At 61.4% G+C, this 19,434-nt stretch carries 17 protein-coding genes; 11 read left to right on the top strand and 6 right to left on the bottom strand.

Annotated elements, in window-relative coordinates; genetic code table 11:
* Positions 1 to 49 precede the first annotated feature (49 nt).
* Together AC1D1Z_RS25515 and AC1D1Z_RS25510 are read left to right on the top strand one after the other, a co-directional pair.
* Positions 50 to 844 carry an alpha/beta fold hydrolase gene (locus AC1D1Z_RS25515; protein ID WP_018245590.1) on the top strand — a complete coding sequence of 265 codons (795 nt, stop codon included), beginning with the start codon at positions 50 to 52 and terminating at the stop codon, positions 842 to 844.
* A gap of 195 nt (positions 845 to 1,039) precedes the next feature.
* Positions 1,040 to 2,671: a GMC family oxidoreductase gene (locus tag AC1D1Z_RS25510; RefSeq protein WP_018245591.1), complete on the top strand. Its 1,632-nt coding sequence runs from the start codon at positions 1,040 to 1,042 to the stop codon at positions 2,669 to 2,671.
* A gap of 92 nt (positions 2,672 to 2,763) precedes the next feature.
* Here AC1D1Z_RS25510 and AC1D1Z_RS25505 read toward each other — a convergent pair whose 3' ends face one another.
* The 5 genes from AC1D1Z_RS25505 to AC1D1Z_RS25485 all read right to left on the bottom strand — a co-directional run bounded on the left by AC1D1Z_RS25505 (position 2,764) and on the right by AC1D1Z_RS25485 (position 8,123).
* On the bottom strand, positions 2,764 to 3,678 hold the full coding sequence (locus AC1D1Z_RS25505; protein WP_018245592.1) for an SMP-30/gluconolactonase/LRE family protein: 915 nt from the start codon (positions 3,676 to 3,678) through the stop codon (positions 2,764 to 2,766).
* Between the two features lie 14 nt (positions 3,679 to 3,692).
* A complete protein-coding gene (locus tag AC1D1Z_RS25500) occupies positions 3,693 to 4,643 on the bottom strand; it encodes an ABC transporter permease (protein WP_018245593.1) in 951 nt (316 codons plus the stop codon).
* Complete coding sequence (locus AC1D1Z_RS25495) at positions 4,640 to 5,587, bottom strand: ABC transporter permease (RefSeq protein ID WP_018245594.1); 948 nt, start codon at positions 5,585 to 5,587, stop codon at positions 4,640 to 4,642. The genes AC1D1Z_RS25500 and AC1D1Z_RS25495 overlap by 4 nt, the downstream gene beginning before the upstream one ends.
* Positions 5,584 to 7,035: a sugar ABC transporter ATP-binding protein gene (locus AC1D1Z_RS25490; protein WP_477851920.1), complete on the bottom strand. Its 1,452-nt coding sequence runs from the start codon at positions 7,033 to 7,035 to the stop codon at positions 5,584 to 5,586. Before AC1D1Z_RS25490 ends, AC1D1Z_RS25495 begins: the two co-directional genes overlap by 4 nt.
* A gap of 71 nt (positions 7,036 to 7,106) precedes the next feature.
* Complete coding sequence (locus tag AC1D1Z_RS25485; protein WP_018245596.1) at positions 7,107 to 8,123, bottom strand: ABC transporter substrate-binding protein; 1,017 nt, start codon at positions 8,121 to 8,123, stop codon at positions 7,107 to 7,109.
* Between the two features lie 281 nt (positions 8,124 to 8,404).
* On the opposite strand from AC1D1Z_RS25485, the gene AC1D1Z_RS25480 reads away from it, so the two are divergent.
* The gene (locus AC1D1Z_RS25480) at positions 8,405 to 9,643 is read left to right on the top strand and encodes a GAF domain-containing sensor histidine kinase (protein WP_018245597.1); all 1,239 of its coding nucleotides are present in this window, start codon (positions 8,405 to 8,407) and stop codon (positions 9,641 to 9,643) included.
* A 13-nt stretch (positions 9,644 to 9,656) separates the two neighbouring features.
* A complete protein-coding gene (locus tag AC1D1Z_RS25475; protein WP_003562390.1) occupies positions 9,657 to 10,379 on the top strand; it encodes a response regulator transcription factor in 723 nt (240 codons plus the stop codon).
* Between the two features lie 58 nt (positions 10,380 to 10,437).
* Here AC1D1Z_RS25475 and AC1D1Z_RS25470 read toward each other — a convergent pair whose 3' ends face one another.
* Complete coding sequence (locus AC1D1Z_RS25470) at positions 10,438 to 11,763, bottom strand: aminotransferase-like domain-containing protein (protein ID WP_026188691.1); 1,326 nt, start codon at positions 11,761 to 11,763, stop codon at positions 10,438 to 10,440.
* Positions 11,764 to 11,864: 101 nt separating this feature from the next.
* Between AC1D1Z_RS25470 and AC1D1Z_RS25465 the strand changes: the two genes are divergently transcribed.
* The 7 genes from AC1D1Z_RS25465 to AC1D1Z_RS25435 all read left to right on the top strand — a co-directional run.
* Positions 11,865 to 12,827, top strand: coding sequence for a substrate-binding domain-containing protein (locus tag AC1D1Z_RS25465; protein WP_027690912.1), 963 nt, complete (start codon positions 11,865 to 11,867; stop codon positions 12,825 to 12,827).
* Between the two features lie 55 nt (positions 12,828 to 12,882).
* Positions 12,883 to 13,773, top strand: a complete 891-nt coding sequence (locus tag AC1D1Z_RS25460) for an ABC transporter substrate-binding protein (RefSeq protein ID WP_026188692.1) — start codon at positions 12,883 to 12,885, stop codon at positions 13,771 to 13,773.
* Positions 13,770 to 14,699: an amino acid ABC transporter permease gene (locus AC1D1Z_RS25455; RefSeq protein WP_018245601.1), complete on the top strand. Its 930-nt coding sequence runs from the start codon at positions 13,770 to 13,772 to the stop codon at positions 14,697 to 14,699. Before AC1D1Z_RS25460 ends, AC1D1Z_RS25455 begins: the two co-directional genes overlap by 4 nt.
* On the top strand, positions 14,696 to 15,475 hold the full coding sequence (locus AC1D1Z_RS25450) for an amino acid ABC transporter ATP-binding protein (protein ID WP_018245602.1): 780 nt from the start codon (positions 14,696 to 14,698) through the stop codon (positions 15,473 to 15,475). The genes AC1D1Z_RS25455 and AC1D1Z_RS25450 overlap by 4 nt, the downstream gene beginning before the upstream one ends.
* Before the next feature lie 71 nt (positions 15,476 to 15,546).
* Positions 15,547 to 16,737, top strand: a complete 1,191-nt coding sequence (locus AC1D1Z_RS25445; RefSeq protein ID WP_018516795.1) for a M20 aminoacylase family protein — start codon at positions 15,547 to 15,549, stop codon at positions 16,735 to 16,737.
* A 130-nt stretch (positions 16,738 to 16,867) separates the two neighbouring features.
* Positions 16,868 to 17,347 (top strand): MEKHLA domain-containing protein, encoded by a 480-nt coding sequence (locus tag AC1D1Z_RS25440; protein ID WP_020493431.1) that lies wholly within the window; start codon positions 16,868 to 16,870, stop codon positions 17,345 to 17,347.
* Positions 17,348 to 17,494: 147 nt separating this feature from the next.
* On the top strand, positions 17,495 to 19,434 hold a 1,940-nt coding region (locus tag AC1D1Z_RS25435), incomplete at its 3' end, for a carboxy terminal-processing peptidase (RefSeq protein ID WP_477851924.1).

The raw sequence follows: 19,434 nt of genomic DNA, 5'->3' as shown, positions 1-19,434 counted from the left end.
GCTTATATATATCGCAATAACAGTTATCGCAATTACCGAGGAATCAGCCATGCCACGCAAGACCACGACCACCATAGCCGCAATTGCTACTGCAGCCTCACTGTCCGCCGCCGCATTGCCGGCGAACGCCGCGGACACCATCTCTCAAGGCCAATCCGTCAGAAATGTTGTGCTCGTCCACGGCGCCTTTGCGGACGGTTCTGGCTGGAAGGGTGTTTATGACAACCTCACCAAGCGGGGCTATCGCGTTACCATTGTCCAGAACCCCCTGACATCTCTCGAAGACGATGTCGCAGCCACCAAACGTGCGCTGGAACGGCAGGATGGTCCGGTCATTCTCGTTGGACATTCCTGGGGCGGCACGGTCATCACGGAAGCTGGCATTGATGCAAAGGTTGCAGGCCTCGTTTACGTCTCGGCTCTCTCTCCTGATGCAGGCGAGACGACGGCTCAACAATACGAAGGATTTGCTCCCGCATCGGAATTCGTCATCGAGACGACGAAGGATGGTTTTGGATATGTCAGCCCGGAAAAGTTCAAGGCTGGCTTTGCTCATGACGTCAGCGATGCTGATGTTGCGTTCATGAGAGACGCGCAAGTCCCGATCAATATGTCGGCGTTCGGCACGAAGCTCGAACATGCTGCCTGGCACACCAAGCCCAGCTGGGCTGTGATTGCTACCGAGGATAGGGCATTCGATCAGGCCATGCTGATCCACATGGCCGAACGCATCAAGGCGAAGATCACCAAGGTTTCGGCAAGCCACGCCCTGTTCATGACGCAGCCGAAGGTGGTCGCGGATACCATTGATCAGGCCGCCAAGGCCTTCTCGGCGAAGAAGTAGTGACAGACGCAGTTTCATCGGGACAGCCGGCACTGTCCCGATGGCGAAGAGCAGCGCCCGTCGAACCGAGCGAGGTCGGGCCAAAGCGAGCAGATGAAGGCCGCACGATCTCGGCCTAGGATCCATTGCCCGCATTCGCCCCGGGATCCTCAGCACTTTCGCTATTATTTTGAATCCATTCACGGAGGTAGTCACGTGAAGCTGAATAGTCATGACCAGAATGCACCCAAAAATCCGCCCATTCCTCAGAGCGAGGTCGGTGATGTTTTCGACTTCATCGTCTGCGGCGCCGGGTCCAGCGGCTCCGTTGTTGCCGCGCGACTGGCAGAGGATGGAAACGCAAGCGTCCTACTGCTCGAGGCAGGCGGGGACGATGCGGCCGAGAGCGTTACAAACCCTACGCAGTGGCCGCTCAATCTCGGCTCGATCCGGGACTGGGGTTTTGTCGGACAACCGGCACCTGGCCTGGACGGTCGACGTCTTCCTCTCAGCATGGGCAAAGGGCTCGGTGGCGGTTCGAGCATCAATGTCATGGTGTGGGCCAGAGGACACAGGGGAGATTGGGACCACTTTGCCGCTGAAGCCGGCGATGACGCGTGGGGCTATCAGTCAATCCTCGGCTACTATCGCCGGATCGAAGATTGGCAGGGCGCTCCGGACCCAACGCGTCGCGGCGTGGGAGGACCCGCCTACGTAGCGCAGCCGCAGGCGCCCCAACCGATCGCAGAGGCCTTGTTGAGTGCGGCATCCACTATCGGCATTCCCGTCTACGATAGCCCGAACGGTGAAATGATGGAGGGGCCAGGAGGGGCATCGATCGCTGAACTGCGGATCCGGGATGGCAAGCGGGAATCCGTGTTCGGATCCTATGTCCGTCCGCTCATGTCGCGCCCAAACCTGACTGTGCTGACCTACGCACTGGTCACGCGCCTCATCTTCGATGGCAAGCGCGTGACGGGTGTCGAGGTTCTCGTCGATGATCAGCGACGTCAATTCACGGCGCGTTGCGAAACGGTACTGTCGCTAGGCGCGATCAACACTCCGAAAGTGTTGATGCAGTCGGGCATAGGTCCGGAAGACGAGCTGCAAGCCCATGGCATTCCCGTGGTTCAACACTTACCTGGCGTTGGGCGCAATCATCAGGATCACCTCGCATTCGGCTGCACCTGGGCATATCGAAAATCAGAAACCGTCGGTGGTAGCGGCTGCGAAGCAAAACTCTACTGGAAAAGCGACTCGCGTCTTGCGCAGCCGGACATTCTTCAGTGCCAGTTGGAGTTCGCTGTGCCGTCGCCGATCGAGACGGGCCTCGAAACGCCGGAACATGGCTGGACGATGTTTAACGGTCTCGCCCAGCCAAAAAGCCGTGGTCGATTGCGGCTCTCCGGCCCCAATACGAATGACCCTATCCTGATCGAACCGAATTCACTCAGCGCGCCGGAAGACATGGCGGCCGCCTTGGCTGCGGTGGACTTGTGTCGCGAACTCGGAAACAGCGATGCTTTCACGCCACTGGTGACAGGCGAGGCGGCTCCGGGCGCGCGCGACAGATCAGGGATGATCGACTTTATCCGGCGTTCGGCGGTCACCTACTGGCATCAGTCCTGCACAGCCAAAATGGGACGTGACAGCAGGTCTGTGGTCGACAGTGAGCTCAAGGTGTACGGTATCGATGGCCTTCGCATCGCAGACTCCTCGATCATGCCGCGTATCACCACCGGCAACACCATGGCGCCTTGCGTTGTCATCGGAGAGCGGGCGGCCGATCTGATCCGGAACATGCATGGCCTTACGGACTCGAGCGGAGGGTTCAATCAGCCCATCTGATGAAGAGATTTATGTGGAGATCGGCGGCCAGCATACGTGGGCCGCCGAGCTTTTTGTTCGCCTCGCGCCATATTGGTGCAAGGCGACCAACCTCACGGCACCTGCGCCCCACTCACCGCAACGTACACCGCATAAACCGACCGCGTCGCCGCAATAAACAGCCGGTTGCGTTGGGGGCCGCCGAAGGTGAGGTTGGCGACGGTCTGCGGTACGCGGATCTTGCCGATCAGTTTGCCGGTCGGGTCGAAACAATGGACGCCATCGGCAGCACTCGACCAGAGGTTTCCGTTGACGTCTGTGCGAATGCCGTCCGGAATGCCGTTGTCGATCAGGCAGAAGACGCGGCCGTTCGCGAGCCTTTTGCCGTCGATCACATCGAAAGCGCGGATGTGACGCGGCAGGCTTTCGTCATGGCTGGCGGCCGAGTCCGCCAGGTAGAGGATTGTCTCATCGGGCGAGAAGGCGAGGCCGTTTGGCTGAATGAAATCCGTGACGACAGCCGCAATTTCGCCGGTCGTCGGATCGAGCCGGTAGACGTTGCGGGTCGGCTGCTCCGGCTCGGCGCGATAGCCTTCATAGTCCGACATGATGCCGTAGGTGGGGTCGGTGAACCAGATCGTGCCGTCCGATTTTACCACCACGTCGTTCGGCGAATTGAGCCTGGCGCCCTTGAAACGATCGGCGAGCACGGTGATCGAGCCGTCGACCTCGGTGCGGGTGACGCGGCGCGTCCCATGTTCACAGGATATCAGCCGTCCCTGCCGGTCGCGCGTATGGCCGTTGGTGAAGTTGGAGGGTTGGCGATAGATGGAGACGCCGCTCTCAGGCGTCCATCGCAGCATGCGCTGGTTGGGAATGTCGCTCCACAGCAGTTGGTTCGCGTCGTTGAACCAGACGGGACCCTCCGCCCAGCGGCAGCTTGAATATAGCTCGTCGAGACCGGCGCTGGTCACGATCATCTGCCGGAAGCGCGGGTCGTGGATTTCGTAGATGCTGGCCTCGGCCATGGCGGTCTTTCCGTTTATCGCATGCCGGCCCGGCGGCCGCCGGCGAGCATGATGACGCTGATGATGATGAGGCCGGTCATGATCAGGCGGATGCCCGCGCCGAGCCCGTAAGTGTTGAGCATGGAGACGACCAGGAACATGAAGAGCGATGCGCCCCAGATGCCCGGTACGTTGGAATCACCGCCGGCGACCGCCGTGCCGCCGATGACGACGACGGCGATCGACATCAAGAGATATTCCGAGCCCATGTTGAGCGCGGCGCCGCCGGAAAAGCAGGCGAGCAGATAGCCCGCGACCGAGGCTAGAACGGCGCAGAAGAGGTACGTGACGAAACGCGTGCCGTCGACCGGAATGCCGGCCATGCGGGCTGCCGGCATGCTCTGGCCAATCGCCGAGATCCAGCGCCCGTAGATCGTCTTTTCGAGCAAGAACCAGGCCAGCAGCGAGATCAGGAGTGCTGCGATCGCCACATTCGGCACGCCGAGCGTGTGCGACGTGGTGAATTCCGCCAGCACGCTCGGTGGCTTGATGCGCAGTCCCCGGTTCGTCCAGATCGCGGCAGACTGCACGATGAAGCTCATGGACAGTGTGGCGATGATCGGCGGAATGCGCAGCGCCTTGATAAGTGCATAGTTGCCGAGACCGACGACAAGGCCGATGACGATGGCGACGAGAAGGCCGGGCAGGATCATGCCGTTTTCGACATTCATCAGCTTCAGCGCCACCGTGCCGGCAAGCGTCATGGTGGCGGGAACCGAGAGGTCGATGTTGCCGGGGCCGAGCGTGATGACGAACATCTGGCCGATGCCGACGATGACCGAGAAGGCCGCGAAGGTGAGGGCTGCCTGCGACAGGCCAAGCGTGCTGGCGCCGAGCGTCACCATGATCGTCAGAAACCAGACGACAAAGGCGGCAAGCCACGACCAGATCCAGGGTTTGCGAAAGAGGCGAAGGAGAGGGGTCATCGGCGCTTCTCCCGCTTCTCCAGGCGGTTCAGCATCAGACGAAGTGCGAGCACGATGATCAGGATCGCGCCCTGGGCCCCGATCTGCCAGTCCGGCGAGATCCGCAGGAAGGACAGGAACGAGCCGGCGAGCGTCAGCGTCAGCGCGCCGATGACGGCGCCGACCGGGGAGACGCGGCCGCCGATGAACTCGCCGCCGCCAAGGATCACGCCGGCGATCGACAGCAGCGTGTAGCGCAGTGCGATATTGGCATCGGCCGAGGTGGTCAGGCCGACAAGGGCAATGCCGGCGAGCACAGCAAAGAGGCCGGCAAGCCCATAGGCGGCAGCGCGCGCCGCGACAATCGACCAGCCGGCGCGCTCGACCGAGCGCTGGTTGCCGCCAATGCCGCGCATCAGCACGCCGAGCGAGGAGCGCATGATGAGGAGATGGGCAACCACGGCGATGACGATGCTGGCGACGATCGCCATCGGCGCCAGCGGCGGCTTGACGGTCATCAGCCAGCGGACCCAATCGGGCGCCTGCCCGCCCGGTGCCGGCAGCAGCAATACGGCAAGGCCACCCCAGACGAAGCTCATGCCGAGGGTCACGACGATGGAGGGCAGGTCGCGCAGATAGATGACGACGCCAAGCGCCGCATAGGTTGCGATCGCGCCGGCAAGGATCAGCACGCCGGTCACCGGGGCATCCCGCAGAAAGGTTGCGGTGACGCAGGCGACGAAGCTGACGAATGTGCCCATCGAGAGATCGAGATCGTTGACCGCCATCACGATCATCTGGGCGATCGTCGCCAGCGCGATCGGCACAGCCAGGTTGAACAGCAAGTTGAGCCCGACATAGCTCATGGCGCGCGGCTGCAGCCAGAAGACGGCGGCAAGCAGCAGCGTCAGCGACAAGGCGGGAATGGCAAGACGCATGGCGTCGGACGACAGCCGGACCGTCATGCGGCGACCCCTTCGAAGGAGGCGGCGATGATATTCTTCTCGTTGACGKCGTCGCCGGCGAGTTCGGCCGTGATGCGGCCTTCGCGGAAGACATAGACGCGGTCGCAGAGGCGGACCTCGTCCATTTCGGTCGAGTACCAGATGAAGGTGCGGCCACGCGCCGCTTCCTCGCGGATGATCGCGTAGACCTCCTGCTTGGTGCCGACATCGACGCCGCGCATCGGATCGTCCATCAAGACGACAGGCGCGCGTGTCGCCAGCGCCCGGGCAAAGAGCACCTTCTGCTGGTTGCCGCCGGAAAGCGAGAGGATACGATTGTCCATGTCGGGCGTGCGGATCTCGATCCGCCGCTTCCAGTCAGCGCCCTTCGTCTCCTCTTCGCCCGCGAGGATGAGGCCGCGCCGGGAGAGGTCAGCGAGCGAGGCGATGGAGAAATTGCGCAGGATGCTCCACAGCTCGAAGACGCCGTTGAGGCGTCGGTCGCCGGCGACAAAGGTGACGACAGGATCGCGCTCCGGCAGCCAGTTGCCGGATTTGGCGGCATGCAGGGCGAGCAGCAGCTCGGTCTGCCCGTGGCCGGCCAAACCCGCCAGTCCGATGATCTCACCCTTGCGCGCCGCAAAGGGCAGGCCTTTCGCCTGATGGGAGAGAATGAGCTGGGCGGTGGATTGTTCGCGCGCCGAGCGCTGCTTGGTCTCCTCTTTCGCAACGGTGCCCATCGCTTCCACCAGGCCGTGATGGTCGAAGCCCTGCGCCGGGCGCTCGGCGACGACACGGCCATCCTTCATGACGACGATGCGATCGGAGGTTTCGAGGATCTCGTGCAGGATATGCGAGATGAAGATGACGGACCCGCCGGTCGCGATGAAGCGGCGAACATAGTCGAGCATCTGCCGGGCAAGGCTTGCATCGAGCGACGAAGTGGGTTCGTCGAGGATCACCAGACGGGGTGCAATGCCGGCGTCGGAAAAGGCCATTGATATCTCGACCATCTGCCGCTCGGCGATCGAAAGATCGCCGACGGTCCGGCTGCTGTCGATGCCGTGGCCGGGAAAGACGGCATCGAGGCTTTTCTCGATGATCTCTGCGGCGCGCCTGCGCCAGCCGAAGCCGCCGAGATGGCGATGCATGATGCGCGTGTTCTCGACGATCGAAAGGTTGGGGCAGAGCGAAAGCTCCTGGAAGACGCAGCGCACGCCGCGGGCACGCGCCGCGTTGATACCGTAGCGCTCCAGCCGCTCGCCGTCGCTTGCCACACTTCCTTCGTGCGGCGTGAGGCCGCCGTTGATGACGCTGACGATGGTGGACTTGCCGGCTCCATTGTGCCCGACGAGCCCGACGCATTCGCCCGGCATGACGCGGAGGGTCACGCCATCGAGTGCCCTGACCGCGCCGAAGCTCACCTTGGCGCCATCGACGGCGATCACCGCCTTCAAAACCTCATCCATGCTGCCCGCCATGCCTGCTTGCAAAAAATGCCGCGCGGCCATCTGCGGCCGCGCGGCAGTCGCCGGGAGATTTACTTTGCCGACTCGATGACCTTGATTGCGTCTGCCTGCGTGTATTCCACGTTGGCGACGCCGCCGGCCTGGGTATTGGCGAGATTGGTTTCTAGATTATCCTGGTCGATGCGCAGGAAGGGCACGACGAGGTCCTTTTTGACTTCCTTGCCGTCGAGGATCTGCTGCGCCACCCAGAAGGCAAGCGTCGAGACGCCGGGCGCGATGGACACCGACATGGTCTCGTAGCCCTTCGCGTCCTTCTGCTCCTTCCACCATTTCAGCTCGTCTTCGCGGTTGCCCATGATGATGATCGGCATCTTCCGATCGGTCGCGGCAATCGCCTGTGCGGCGCCATAGCCGTCGCCACCCTGCGTCACCACGCCGGCGATGTCGGGCAGGCTCGGCAGGATGCCGGCAACAGCCTTCTGCGCCACGTCCTGCGCCCAGTCGCCGTGAACGGAGCCGACAATCTTGAACTGCGGGAACTGCTTGACGCCGTCGTGGATGCCGGCCGAGATCTCGTCGTCGACGAAGACACCGGCAAGGCCGCGGATCTCGAGCAGGTTGCCACCGTCCGGGATCTTCTTCGACAGGTACTCGACTTCGCTGCGGCCCATTTCCTTGAAGTTGACGGCGATGCGCCAGGCGCAGGGTTCGGTCACGATGCCGTCGAAGGAAACGACGGTGATGCCGGCGTCGCAGGCTTCCTTGACCGCACCATTCAGCGCCGTCGGCGAGGCGGCGTTGAGCACGATGGCGTCATAGCCCTGCAGGATCATGTTCTGGATCTGAGCGGCCTGTTCCGTCGCCTGGTTCTCAGCAGTGGTGAAAGGGTCGGCTGCGGCAACGGTGCCAGCCTTCACGGCTTCACCCGTCACCTTGCCCCAGCTCGTCAGCATCGCCTGGCGCCACGAGTTGCCGGCATAGTTGTTGGAAAGAGCGATCTTCTTGGCCGACGTATCGGCAAAGGCGGAAACGGGCATCGCGGCGCAAGCAATAGCGGCCGATGCCAGAAGCATCTTACGGATTGTCATGTCTTCCTCCCTGATGATCGCGCTGGTCGGCGGATCGCTTCACTCCTGCCGGCCCAATTGGGTCCGAGTGAAAATTGTTCTTGCACTGAGCTTCCTCCTCTCAGTAAGGGCAGGATGCGGGAGATCGATCGCCCTGTACAGGGGCAAGGCGGCAAGTCGTTTGCGGGATTTGCGCAACAAGCTGCGGGTTTACGCAAGACGGCGACGCGTCCGCGGGCGCTTACTGGGAAGGAGACGCTGCGGGTTGAGGAGCCTGCTGCGGCCTCGGGGAGGAACTGACGATGCTGCATCTCGTACCCGCAGCCATGTTCGACCACTATCTCGGCATTTCCCGGCTGCTCGCGGGCCAGCTCGACTTCCGCTCGGCTATCCGTTCCGTTGCGGCCGAGGTCGCCCATATCATCCCGCACGACCATCTCGATGTTTGCGTGCTGCTTGAGGGCGGCAACTACCACACGGCCTATGAGACGGGCATCGAGACCGCCTGGGGCGGCCTTGCCGGTGCTCCTGTTGTCAACAGCCCCATCCGCTCGCTGCTCTGGGGCGAGGTGGATTTTCTGCTGGCGGACGACGCCATGACCGACCCGCGTTTCCACTTCGAGGGCGCGTTCAAGCGGCCGATCGTCGAACAGTCGCTGAGGAGCCGCTTGCATGTGCCCATGAAGGTGCAGGGCACGATCATCGCGGCGCTCTCCTGTTCGTCGCACAGGGCGGGCGTCTATACGATGGAGGATATCGAACGCGCCCGTATTATCGCCGACCTGCTGACGCCCTATTTCTTCGCGCTGCAAGCGGCTGAGCAGGCGCAACGCTCGGCCATTGTCGAGGCAGAAGCCCGCGCCCGCGAGGAGGGCTTGCGGCAAGGTGCGCTGAAGCTTACCGAAGCCCTGGAGCAGGAACGACAGCGCATCGGCATGGACTTGCACGACCAGACGCTCGCCGACCTGACGCGGCTCGCCCGCCGGATCGATCGGCTGTCGCGCAACGGAGAGGTGGCGCCCGAGGCGCTGGAGCCGATCTCCCGTTCCCTGCAGCATTGCATGCAGGATCTGCGGCAGATCATCGAACAGGCAAAACCCTCGGTGCTCCAGCTCTTCGGCCTCGCCCAGGCGATCGAGCATCATCTGGACCGATCGACCCGCGACAGCGGATCGGGGATCGAATGGGGCCTTGTCGACGAAACGCACGGCGCACTGGAGCGACTGGAACCGACCGTCAGCGTCGCGCTGTTCCGGATCGCGCAGGAGGCGATCAACAATGCGGTGCGCCATGCCGCCCCGCTCGCCGTCACCGTGCGGCTCGAGGCCGATGACGACCGGCTATCGATCGAAATCTCCGACGACGGAACCGGCCTCACCAAAGCGCGGGGACGGATCGGCGGTGGCATCGACAATATGAAGACCCGTGCGCGGCTGATTTCGGCGCGGTTCACGACCGGGCCGGGCCACAACAATCGCGGGACTGCGGTGCGCGTCGTGCTGCCACTCGTACCGCACGACCCGGCAATCGGGCCAAACTGAGGAGGAGGGCACCATGAAGGTTCTGATCGTCGAGGACGACCCGCTGCACCGGTCCTATCTGCACGAGGCGGTCAACGCGGCCCTGCCGGAATGCGACACGGTGATCGAGGCGGAGAACGGAACCGTCGGCGAGAAGCTCGCCCGCGACCACAAGTCGGCGCATATCGTCATGGACCTGCAGATGGCGAACCGCAACGGTATCGAGGCGGCGCGCACCATCTGGAAGGAGCGGCCGGAAACCCGCATCCTGTTCTGGTCGAATTACTCGGATGAGGCCTATGTGCGTGGCGTCTCCCGCATCGTGCCGGATGGCGCCGCTTATGGCTATGTGCTGAAATCCGCCTCCGACGAGCGGCTGAAGCTTGCGCTGCGCTCGATCTTCATCGAGAGCCAGTGCGTCATCGACCGCGAGGTGCGGGGCCTGCAGCAGAAGAGCCTCGGCCAGACGAACGGCTTCACCGATTCTGAATACGAGATCCTCGTCGATATCGCGCTCGGCCTCACCGACCGGGCCATCGCCAAACGTCGGGGCCTGTCGCTGCGCAGCGTGCAGAACCGTCTGCAGCAGCTTTACGATAAGCTCGACGTCTACCAGAGCGCCGGTGACGACCACGAGGACGGCCGCTTCAATCTGCGCGCCCGCGCCGTCACCGTCGCTTTCCTGCGCAAACTCCTGAATTACAGCGCTCTGGAGCGGGCGGAGGCAGAGCTGCAGGAATGGCTTGAGGGAAAGTAGTTTCCGGACTTGCGTGGAATGACTGGGGATCAGAGACGTGGGCTGCGGCCACTGCCTTTCACGGCGCGTGAGCCAGCGCGATTGCATCGGCAGCTTCCTCGCAGCGATCGCTGAGTGTGCTCGTCGCCACTCGAATATGACTGCTTGGCAAGACGGAGAATTTGTTGCCCGGGTTGACGGCGATATTGCGTGCGGCGAGCGTCACCATCGCGAATGGTTCGGAGACGACGGGCACCCAGAGGCACAGGCCCTGGCCTGGCGGTATCGGTATTCCCCGTTCGCTGAGCGCTTCGGCAAGAGCGTCGCGCCTCTGCTGATAGATCTCGCGCGCCTCGCCGATAAGCTGCCAGGTTGCCGGATCGCGCAATAACCAGGCGGCGGCACTTTGCAGGATACGGCTGGTCCAGCCGGCACTGAAGGAGCGGTAAGACTGGATCTGGTCGACGATAGGCGCGGAACTCGACAGGACCGCGAGACGCAGATCCGGGCCGAGGCTTTTCGAGAGTGACAGGATATGGATCGTCCGCTCCGCAAATCGGCCACCGAGCGACTGCGGAGGTGCCGCCGACACGTCGCCGACGCCATCGTCCTCGATGACAAGCGTATCGCTGTCTTCCAGCACATCTCCGAGCTGATCGAGGCGGGATGAACTGACCGTAACGCCGGTCACGGAATGCAACCGCGGCTGGAACAGGAAGGCCGCGGGACGTTGCCGCAAAGCTTCGCGCAGCGAATCCGGCAGGGGGCCTTCGCCGTCGCAGGCGACAGGAATGATTTTCACGCCGAGATCTTCCAGAATATCGAGCAGTCGCATGGCGGTCGGATGTTCGATCGCGACCGCCGAGCCCGAGGAGACCAGCGCATGCAATATCGTATAGACGGCGTTGTAACCGCCATTGGTGGCCAGAAAGGCTTCCGCCTCATAGGGCCATCGCTCTGAAACGGCGTCCTTCAACTCAGGTACGATCCGGCTCCGCTCATAGCTGTTGAGATCGTCGACGGACGCGCCATAGGCCATTGCTTCGGCCAGGCGGGGAAGAAGTGCTGCATCCGGCCCGGCTAAGGTAAGGTCGAGCACACCTTCCCTATAGTTTCCCGAGCTGGCGAGGCGTTCCGGCTTGGCGACAAAGCGGTCGCCGCTGACCCAGGTGCCGTTGCGCCCCCGGCCGCTGATGATCTTCTGCCGCCGCAATTCGCTCCAAGCTTCGGAGATCGTCGCCGGACTGACATGCAATTCGTAGGCGATATCGCGGATCGCCGGCAGGCGCGTGCCGATGGGCAGGACACCGGCACGGATCAGCGCGCTTGTTTCGAGAGCGATCCCCCTGATGCTGCGATCGGCTATTTTTTCGGCAAACCAGGAGGCTTCGACCGCGTCGCCCATTTTTTTCTCACTTTAAATGTTCAATAACGTAATAACATTTGTGCTCGTTATTTTGAACATTTAATTTGCCCCTCGTCGAGCCATTTCAGTGAGTTTTTTGCATGCCTGTAACGCTTCGCATCGCCCTTAGAGACTGGGATTACATGACACCGCTGGTGCTCGGTGATGTCAGTTCTTCCCGTCTCGATATCAAAGTGGATCGTGTAGGCACGCTGATCTCCAGCCTCGCCGATGACGCGGCGCATGACGCAGCGGAAATGTCCTTCAGCCGCTATTCGCAGATGCGTCATGATGGCGATGATCGGATCGTCGGCATGCCGAACTTCATCATGCGCGGCTTCCGTCATCGCTGCATTATCACCGCTAAGGACAATCCGATCCGCACGCTGTCCGATCTCGGCGGCAAGAAGATCGGCGTAACCGGCTGGCGCGATTCCGGAAATACCTGGACCCGTGCTGCGTTGCGCCGGGAGGGCGTCGGCGTTGAGGATGCCATGTGGTATGCCGGGCGCCTGACGGAAGCTCACCCGATCGTCGACCGGCTCGATGGCTTTGGACGGCCTGGCCGCATCGAGGCTGTCCCCGGCGAGCGTCCGATGGTCGATCTTTTGCTGGATGGCGGGCTCGACGCCGTGTTCACGCCTTTCATGCCGAAGGGTTTCTTCGATCAGGAATCGCCCCTGCGACAGGTGCTGGATGATTTCCGCGCCGCTGAAGTCGCTTACCTCAATGAGGTCGGCTATATCCCGGGCATGCATCTGATCGGCTTCAAGGCTGATATCGTCCGGGAGCATCCCTGGATCATGGATGAACTCAGCGAGTTGATCGACGAGTCCCAGCGTCTGTGGCTGGAAAAGCGTGAGAAATACGCCGACACAACACCGTGGATGATCGACGAACTGCGCCGCTGCGCGGCCGATCTGCCGCCGACCTGGAGGGCCAGCGGGCTTGCCGAGAACGAGGCAATGATCGCCGACTTTGCCGAGGAACTTTACGAACAGAAGATCATGCCGCGCCTTTTGACACCCGCCGAGCTGTTTCCGTGGCACGCCAAGGCCCGGTGAAACTCTTCGCGTCATGTTGAACTACCATTTTCGCAAAACCAAAAAGGGGAATGACATGCATTCGAAACTGATCGCTTCCGCCGCCCTGCTGGGCCTGATGATGACGACGTCGGTGTTCGCTGAGGAGGCGGCCGTACCAAAACAGACCGTCAACGACGCGCTTCACGCCCGCCTGCCGGAGAAGATCCGCACGGACGGCAAGATGATCTCCGTCAACAATGGTTCCTTTCCTCCCTATGAGATCGTCACCGGCACGAAATTGACGGGCGCCAGCGCCGATCTGACCGATGCAATCGGCCAGATGCTCGGCGTTACGATCGAGCACGAAACCGTCAGCGGACTGACCGCATTGCTCGCCGGCATCAATTCCGGCCGATACCAGTTCGCCTTCGGCCCGATCGGTGACTTCAAAACCCGTGAAGAGGCCAATGATTTCATCGACTGGGTTCAGGAATACGTGGTCTTCTCCGTTCAGAAGGGCAATCCGAAGGCCATCGATTCGCTCGATAGCGCCTGCGGCAATCGCATTGCAGTCATGGCCGGCGGCTCCGCCGAAAAGGTGATCCAGGCCCAGGTCGAAAAGTGCAAGGCGGGTGGCAAGCCCGCGCCCGAAGTGCAGTCCTACACCGACCAGCCGAGCTCGATCCTGGCAGTTCGCTCCAAACGCGCCGATGCCTTCTTCTCCTCGCAGGCACCGTTGACATATTTCGTGTCTCAGGCAAACGGCCAGCTGGAACTGAGCGGCGTTGGCCAGAAGAATGGCTTTGACGATCTCTACCAGGGCGCCGTCGTGCCGAAAGGTTCCCCGCTCGGCCCCGTTCTGCTCGACTCGATCAAGGCGTTGATGGATAACGGGACCTATGCCGCCATCATGAAGAAGTGGGGTCTTGAGAACAACATGATCAAGCAGCCCGGCCTCAATCTTGGCGGAAACCTGCCGAAATGAGCGATCACCATTCGATTGGCGCACCGCCTTTGGGCGGTGCGGACTTCCGCGATGTTGCCCACGCCCACAAGCCCTTTCAAACGGGCAGGCTCATCCTATGGGTGGTCGTGCTCCTGATTGCCGCGAACTTCTTGTGGATCGTCGCTCATAACGAGAATTTTGGCTGGCCTGTCGTCGCGGCCTATTTCTTCGATCCGACTGTCATCAGTGGCCTTTACGTCAGCCTGGGCCTGACGGTGGTCGCTATGGCCATCGGTATCGTTCTCGGCCTCGGACTGGCGATCGCCCGACTGTCTAATGACCGGCTCGCCCGTTCACTGGCATCGCTGTTCATCTGGTTCTTTCGCGGCACGCCGCTCTTGGTGCAGCTGATCTTCTGGTACAATCTCTCGACCCTTTTTCCCGAACTTTCGCTCGCCATTCCGTTTGGTCCGGCGCTCGCAAGCTGGGAGACCAATTCGGTGATCACGCCGATGACGGCGGCGATCGTCGGCCTTGCCTTGAACGAAGCGGCCTACATGGCCGAAATCATTCGCGGCGGGCTGCTCTCGGTCGATCGCGGCCAGTTCGAGACGGCGGAAGCCTTCGGCATGACCAAGGCGAGGGCGCTCTGGCGGATCATCATTCCGCAGGCGATGCGCTCGATCGTGCCGCCGACGGGCAACCAGCTGATCAGCATGATCAAGGCAACGTCGCTCGTCAGCGTCATCGCCATGGCCGATCTGCTCTATTCCGTCCAGTCGATCTACAATCGCACCTTCGAGATCGTGCCGATGCTGCTGGTTGCCGTCCTCTGGTACCTCTTCATCACCTCGATCCTCAATCTCGGCCAGAGCTATATCGAAGCCTATTACGGGCGCAGCGAACGTCGCAACAACGCCGCTGCCGCCAAATCCGAGACCCTTGCCGAGGAGGCAAGCCATTGACCGGTGCCGAAATTGCAAAACCTCTCGTCAGAGCCCGCAACGTCCACAAATCTTTCGACCGGCTCGAAGTGCTAAAGGGGATCGACCTCGACGTCATGCCGGGTGAAGTCGTCGTGGTGCTTGGCCCGTCCGGCTCGGGAAAATCGACCTTCCTGCGCTGCATCAACCATCTCGAAGCGATCAATAAGGGGTTCATCGAAGTTGATGGCGAACAGATCGGCTATCGCCTTCGTAAAAACCGGCTGGAAAAGCTGTCCAGCAACGGGATCGCCAGCCAGCGGCGCAAGATCGGCATGGTGTTCCAGCAGTTCAATCTCTATCCGCATATGACGGTGCTGCAGAACATCATCGAAGCTCCGATCGGTGTGCACGGAGAAAGCCGCAAGGCCGCAACCGAGAACGCCATGCGGCTTTTGGAACGGGTCGGCCTGTCGGAAAAGGCGGGTAGCTATCCCCGGCAACTCTCCGGCGGTCAGCAGCAGCGCGTTGCCATCGCCCGCGCCCTTGCGATCAAGCCCAAGCTGATGCTGTTCGATGAGCCCACCTCTGCGCTCGACCCGGAACTGGTCGGCGAAGTTCTCTCCACCATGCGCGATCTCGCCAAACAGGGCCTGACGATGATCGTGGTGACCCACGAGATCGGTTTCGCCCGTGAGGCGGCCGATCGGGTGGTGTTCATGGATGGCGGCAATGTCGTTGAAATGGGCAAGCCCGAGGATGTCATCGGCAATCCGCAACATCCCCGAACCCAGGCTTTCCTCGCCCGTTTTCTCTGACTGGTGTCACCTCGCTGCTTCGGCCCTCGGGTCGGAACAATCGTCCTTTTCGACCAATACTGGATGTTTTCATGCCCACGCTCGACAATGCCTATGCCCGCCTTTCCGACTTCGAAGCCATGGAGGGGGAGCTGAAGGCGACCCGCCAGTATCTGCATGCCCATCCGGAACTCTCCTTTGAAGAAGCGGAAACGGCACGTTACGTCGCGGAAAAGCTGGAAGGCTGGGGCTACGACGTGACCCGCAATGTCGGTGGCCATGGGGTTGTTGCGCGGCTCAGCGCCGGCAAGGGTGGCAAGGGCATCGCCATCCGCGCCGATATGGATGCGCTGCCGATCGTCGAGGAAACCGGGCTTGCCTATGCCAGCGGCACCCCCGGCAAGATGCATGCCTGCGGCCATGACGGCCACACCACCGTGCTGCTCGGCGCCGCCGAATATCTCGCCCGAACCCGCCGCTTCAACGGCACGGTGACGCTGATCTTCCAGCCGGCGGAAGAGGCGGGCAAGAATAGCGGCGCCCAGGCGATGATCGCCGACGGCCTGTTCGAGCGATTTTCGTTCGACGCAATCTTTGGCCTCCACAACCACCCCGGCGCTCCCGAAGGCACCATCCTGCTGCGATCCGGCCCGATGATGGCGGCGTCGGATACCGTCGAGATTACCATCAAGGGCAAAGGCGGCCATGCGTCGCGGCCGCACCTGACCATCGATCCCGTGGTCGTGGCGTGCAACCTCGTCGTCTCGCTGCAGACGATCATCTCGCGCAACCTCGATCCGACCCAGACAGCGGTCATCACCGTCGGCACGATCCATGCCGGCGACGCCGTCAACGTCATTCCGGAATATGCCAAGCTCGCATTGAGCGTGCGCTCCTTCGAGCCTGGCATTCGCGATCTCCTGCAGGAACGCATCACGAAGCTAGCCCGCGCGGTGGCCGAGGGTCACAATGCTTCGATCGAGATCGACTACGATCGCGGCAATCCTGTCGTCGTCAACTCMCCTGCCGAGACGGATTTTGCCCGCATCGTTGCGGCAGAACTGATCGGCGAAGACAAGGTCGCGACGTGCCCGCTCATTCCCGGCAGCGAAGATTTTTCGCACTTTCTCGAGCACAAGCCGGGCAGCTTCCTGCGCCTCGGCAACGGCATGAATTCCGCCATCCTGCATAGCCCCAAATATGACTTCGCCGATGCCAGCCTGACGGTAGGTGCGGCCATGTGGGCTAGGCTCGCGGAGCGCTACCTGCAGGACGACGCCTGAAGTCCCGATCGCCGGGCTTGACCGGGTCGCATTTGAGCTTGCACTTTCTGTAGCGCAAAAGGATTTTGTAGCCCCTTTTCAAGCGAGAAGATCACTTCAAGATCTCTCGCCGCAATTCAGGATGGGCAGCATGACTGCCAACTATACCGACGCCGGCCTCGACTCGTCTTACGATCTCGAATTTTACGCACTGATGGCGGAAAGCTTCGAACGAAGCGTAGGACGCAGCCTGACGCCCAAGGGCCAGGGTGCCGAATGGCTTTACGAGCAGTCGCCGGCGGTTGTCCTTGCCCACAACACTGACGCCGATCCGCGCTTCATCTACGCAAACCGCGCTGCTCAGGCCTGCTTTGAATATTCGTGGGACGAGTTCATCACTTTGCCATCGCGTCTTTCGGCGGAGGCACCCGATCGCGCGGAACGTGACAGGTTGTTGAATGCCGTAGCGGCCAACGGCTTTATCGCCGACTACCGCGGACTTCGCATCGCCAAGTCAGGACGGCGTTTCTATATCGAGAAAGCCATCGTCTGGGATCTCGTCGACCGCAGCGGACACCGTCGTGGTCAGGCTGCGACATTCGACTCCTGGCAAGACGTGCAGGCGGATTGAGCGCCGGCTGCGGAGACGCCGACCACGCGCCGGATATGTTTCCGCGGCTTTGCAAACCATCGTTTGCCACTTGGTTGCCAAAAAACCATGATTGCGTCACATAGATCGCACATCGACATCAGGCATAAAGAATTGGATCAACGCTGCATGCGCATAGCCTACGTTTTCCTTGGTGCATTTCTTGCAATTGCACAGTCCGCATATGCTGAAGTCGCATCACCGCCTGTTTTGGCGCCGCTAAAGCGACAGGCGCAAGCCGCTGAGTTGAGCGCACAATTTCTTTCGCGGTATAGCTACAAGCCCGTTCCACTCGACGACGCCTTGTCGGCCAGGATCATGGATGGGTTCATCAAGTCACTTGATCCGGACCGCATGCTCTTCCTGCAAGCGGATATCGACAGGTTTATGTCAGATCGCAACGAGATCGACGATGCGATAGAACGGAAGGACTTGAAGATCCCGTTTGCGATTTTCAACGCCTATGAACAGCGCGTTGTCGACCGCATGAACTACGCGCGCAGCCTGCTGAAGCAGGGCTTCGATTTCAGTACGCAGGAAAATTATTCGGTGCTGCGCGATAAAGCGCCGTGGTCGCAGTCGGAAGCCGAAAGCAATGAGCTTTGGCGCAAACGCGTCAAAAGCGACTGGTTGCGGCTGAAGCTCGGCGGCAAAACCGACACGGCTATTCGCGAAACGCTCGACAAACGTTACGAAAACACACTCGAGCGCGCCTACAAGTTCAAAAGCGACGACGTGTTCCAGTCGTTCATGGACGCCTATTCGACGTCGATCGATCCGCACACGGACTATTTCGGCGCGGCCGCTTCAGCCGACTTCAATGTCTCGATGAAGCTTTCGCTGTTTGGTATCGGAGCTGTGCTGCAGGAACGCGACGACTACACGACGATCCGTGAGCTCGTGCCTGGCGGGCCGGCGCAACTGTCCGGCAAGCTCGCGGTCGGAGACCGCATTACCGGTGTTGGTCAAGGCAAGGATGGGGCGATCAAGGAAGTGGTGGGCACGCGCCTTGATGAAGTCGTGCAGATGATACGCGGAAAAAAAGGCTCCGTCGTGCGGCTGGACATCCTGCCGGCAGATGCCGGAGCAGATGGCACGCACCGCGTCATCAGCCTGGTGCGCGATAAAATCAGTCTCGACAAGCAGGCCGCCAGGAAGACTGTGCTGTCCGTGAAGGCGGGCGACGCCACGCGTAAAATCGGGATCATCACGCTGCCGGTATTCTATGAGGATTTTGAAGCCAAGGGCAAAGGCGACAAGGATTACAAAAGCGCAAGCCGCGATGTCGCCAAGCTTCTCGACGAACTGAAGCAGGAAAAGGTCGACAGCGTTCTCATTGACCTGCGCAACAATGGCGGCGGTTCATTGGACGAGGCAATTGATTTGACCGGTCTCTTCATCGGCAATGGACCGGTCGTTCAGCAACGTCGCAGCGACGGCAAGATCGAGGTTAAAAGTGCTGAGTTTGCAGCGCCTGTCTGGACAGGTCCGATGGGTGTCCTGATCAATCGCGGCTCGGCGTCGGCTTCGGAGATTTTTGCCGCGGCAATCCAGGACTACGGTCGAGGCGTAATCGTCGGTGAACCCAGTTTCGGCAAGGGCACCGTTCAAACCGTCATCGATCTTGACCAGATCGTCCGCAACAGCAAACCCGAGTTCGGGGAGCTGAAAGTGACAATTGCCCAGTTTTTCCGGGTCAACGGCGGTACGACGCAGCTGCGCGGCGTGACGCCTGATATCGGCTTGCCGGGACTGTCCGATCCGACTGTTTTCGGGGAGACCAGTTATGACAATGCGCTGCCGTGGGCTGAGATCAAGCCCGCGAACTACACGCCCGCTGACACTGTCACGACGCTGCTGCCGACATTGCAAAGCCGCCATGATGCGCGGGTTGGCAGCGATCCGGACTTCCAACGCCTGTTGAAAGACATTGCCGACCTCAAGGCCCAGCGCGAAAAAGGGGTCATCTCCCTCAATGAAGCCGAGCGTCGCAAAGAAGCGACGGCTCGCGAGAAACGCTTCAAGGATCGAGCGGAAGCAGGGGATGGCGAGGATCTTGGAGATGATGG

The organism is Rhizobium sp. P1_E1 (assembly GCF_056406015.1).
Note: the sequence above shows the minus strand (reverse complement) of the source record. Positions and strands in the feature narration are given on the sequence as shown.

Bases quoted from the DNA above. Each gene is read 5' to 3' on its own strand.
- AC1D1Z_RS25515 (WP_018245590.1), top strand. From the start codon at position 50: ATGCCACGCAAGACCACGACCACCATAGCCGCAATTGCTACTGCAGCC.
- AC1D1Z_RS25505 (WP_018245592.1), bottom strand. From the start codon at position 3,678: ATGGCCGAGGCCAGCATCTACGAAATCCACGACCCGCGCTTCCGGCAG.
- AC1D1Z_RS25500 (WP_018245593.1), bottom strand. From the start codon at position 4,643: ATGACCCCTCTCCTTCGCCTCTTTCGCAAACCCTGGATCTGGTCGTGG.
- AC1D1Z_RS25495 (WP_018245594.1), bottom strand. From the start codon at position 5,587: ATGACGGTCCGGCTGTCGTCCGACGCCATGCGTCTTGCCATTCCCGCC.
- AC1D1Z_RS25485 (WP_018245596.1), bottom strand. From the start codon at position 8,123: ATGACAATCCGTAAGATGCTTCTGGCATCGGCCGCTATTGCTTGCGCC.
- AC1D1Z_RS25480 (WP_018245597.1), top strand. From the start codon at position 8,405: ATGCTGCATCTCGTACCCGCAGCCATGTTCGACCACTATCTCGGCATT.
- AC1D1Z_RS25475 (WP_003562390.1), top strand. From the start codon at position 9,657: ATGAAGGTTCTGATCGTCGAGGACGACCCGCTGCACCGGTCCTATCTG.
- AC1D1Z_RS25470 (WP_026188691.1), bottom strand. From the start codon at position 11,763: ATGGGCGACGCGGTCGAAGCCTCCTGGTTTGCCGAAAAAATAGCCGAT.
- AC1D1Z_RS25465 (WP_027690912.1), top strand. From the start codon at position 11,865: ATGCCTGTAACGCTTCGCATCGCCCTTAGAGACTGGGATTACATGACA.
- AC1D1Z_RS25460 (WP_026188692.1), top strand. From the start codon at position 12,883: ATGCATTCGAAACTGATCGCTTCCGCCGCCCTGCTGGGCCTGATGATG.
- AC1D1Z_RS25455 (WP_018245601.1), top strand. From the start codon at position 13,770: ATGAGCGATCACCATTCGATTGGCGCACCGCCTTTGGGCGGTGCGGAC.
- AC1D1Z_RS25440 (WP_020493431.1), top strand. From the start codon at position 16,868: ATGACTGCCAACTATACCGACGCCGGCCTCGACTCGTCTTACGATCTC.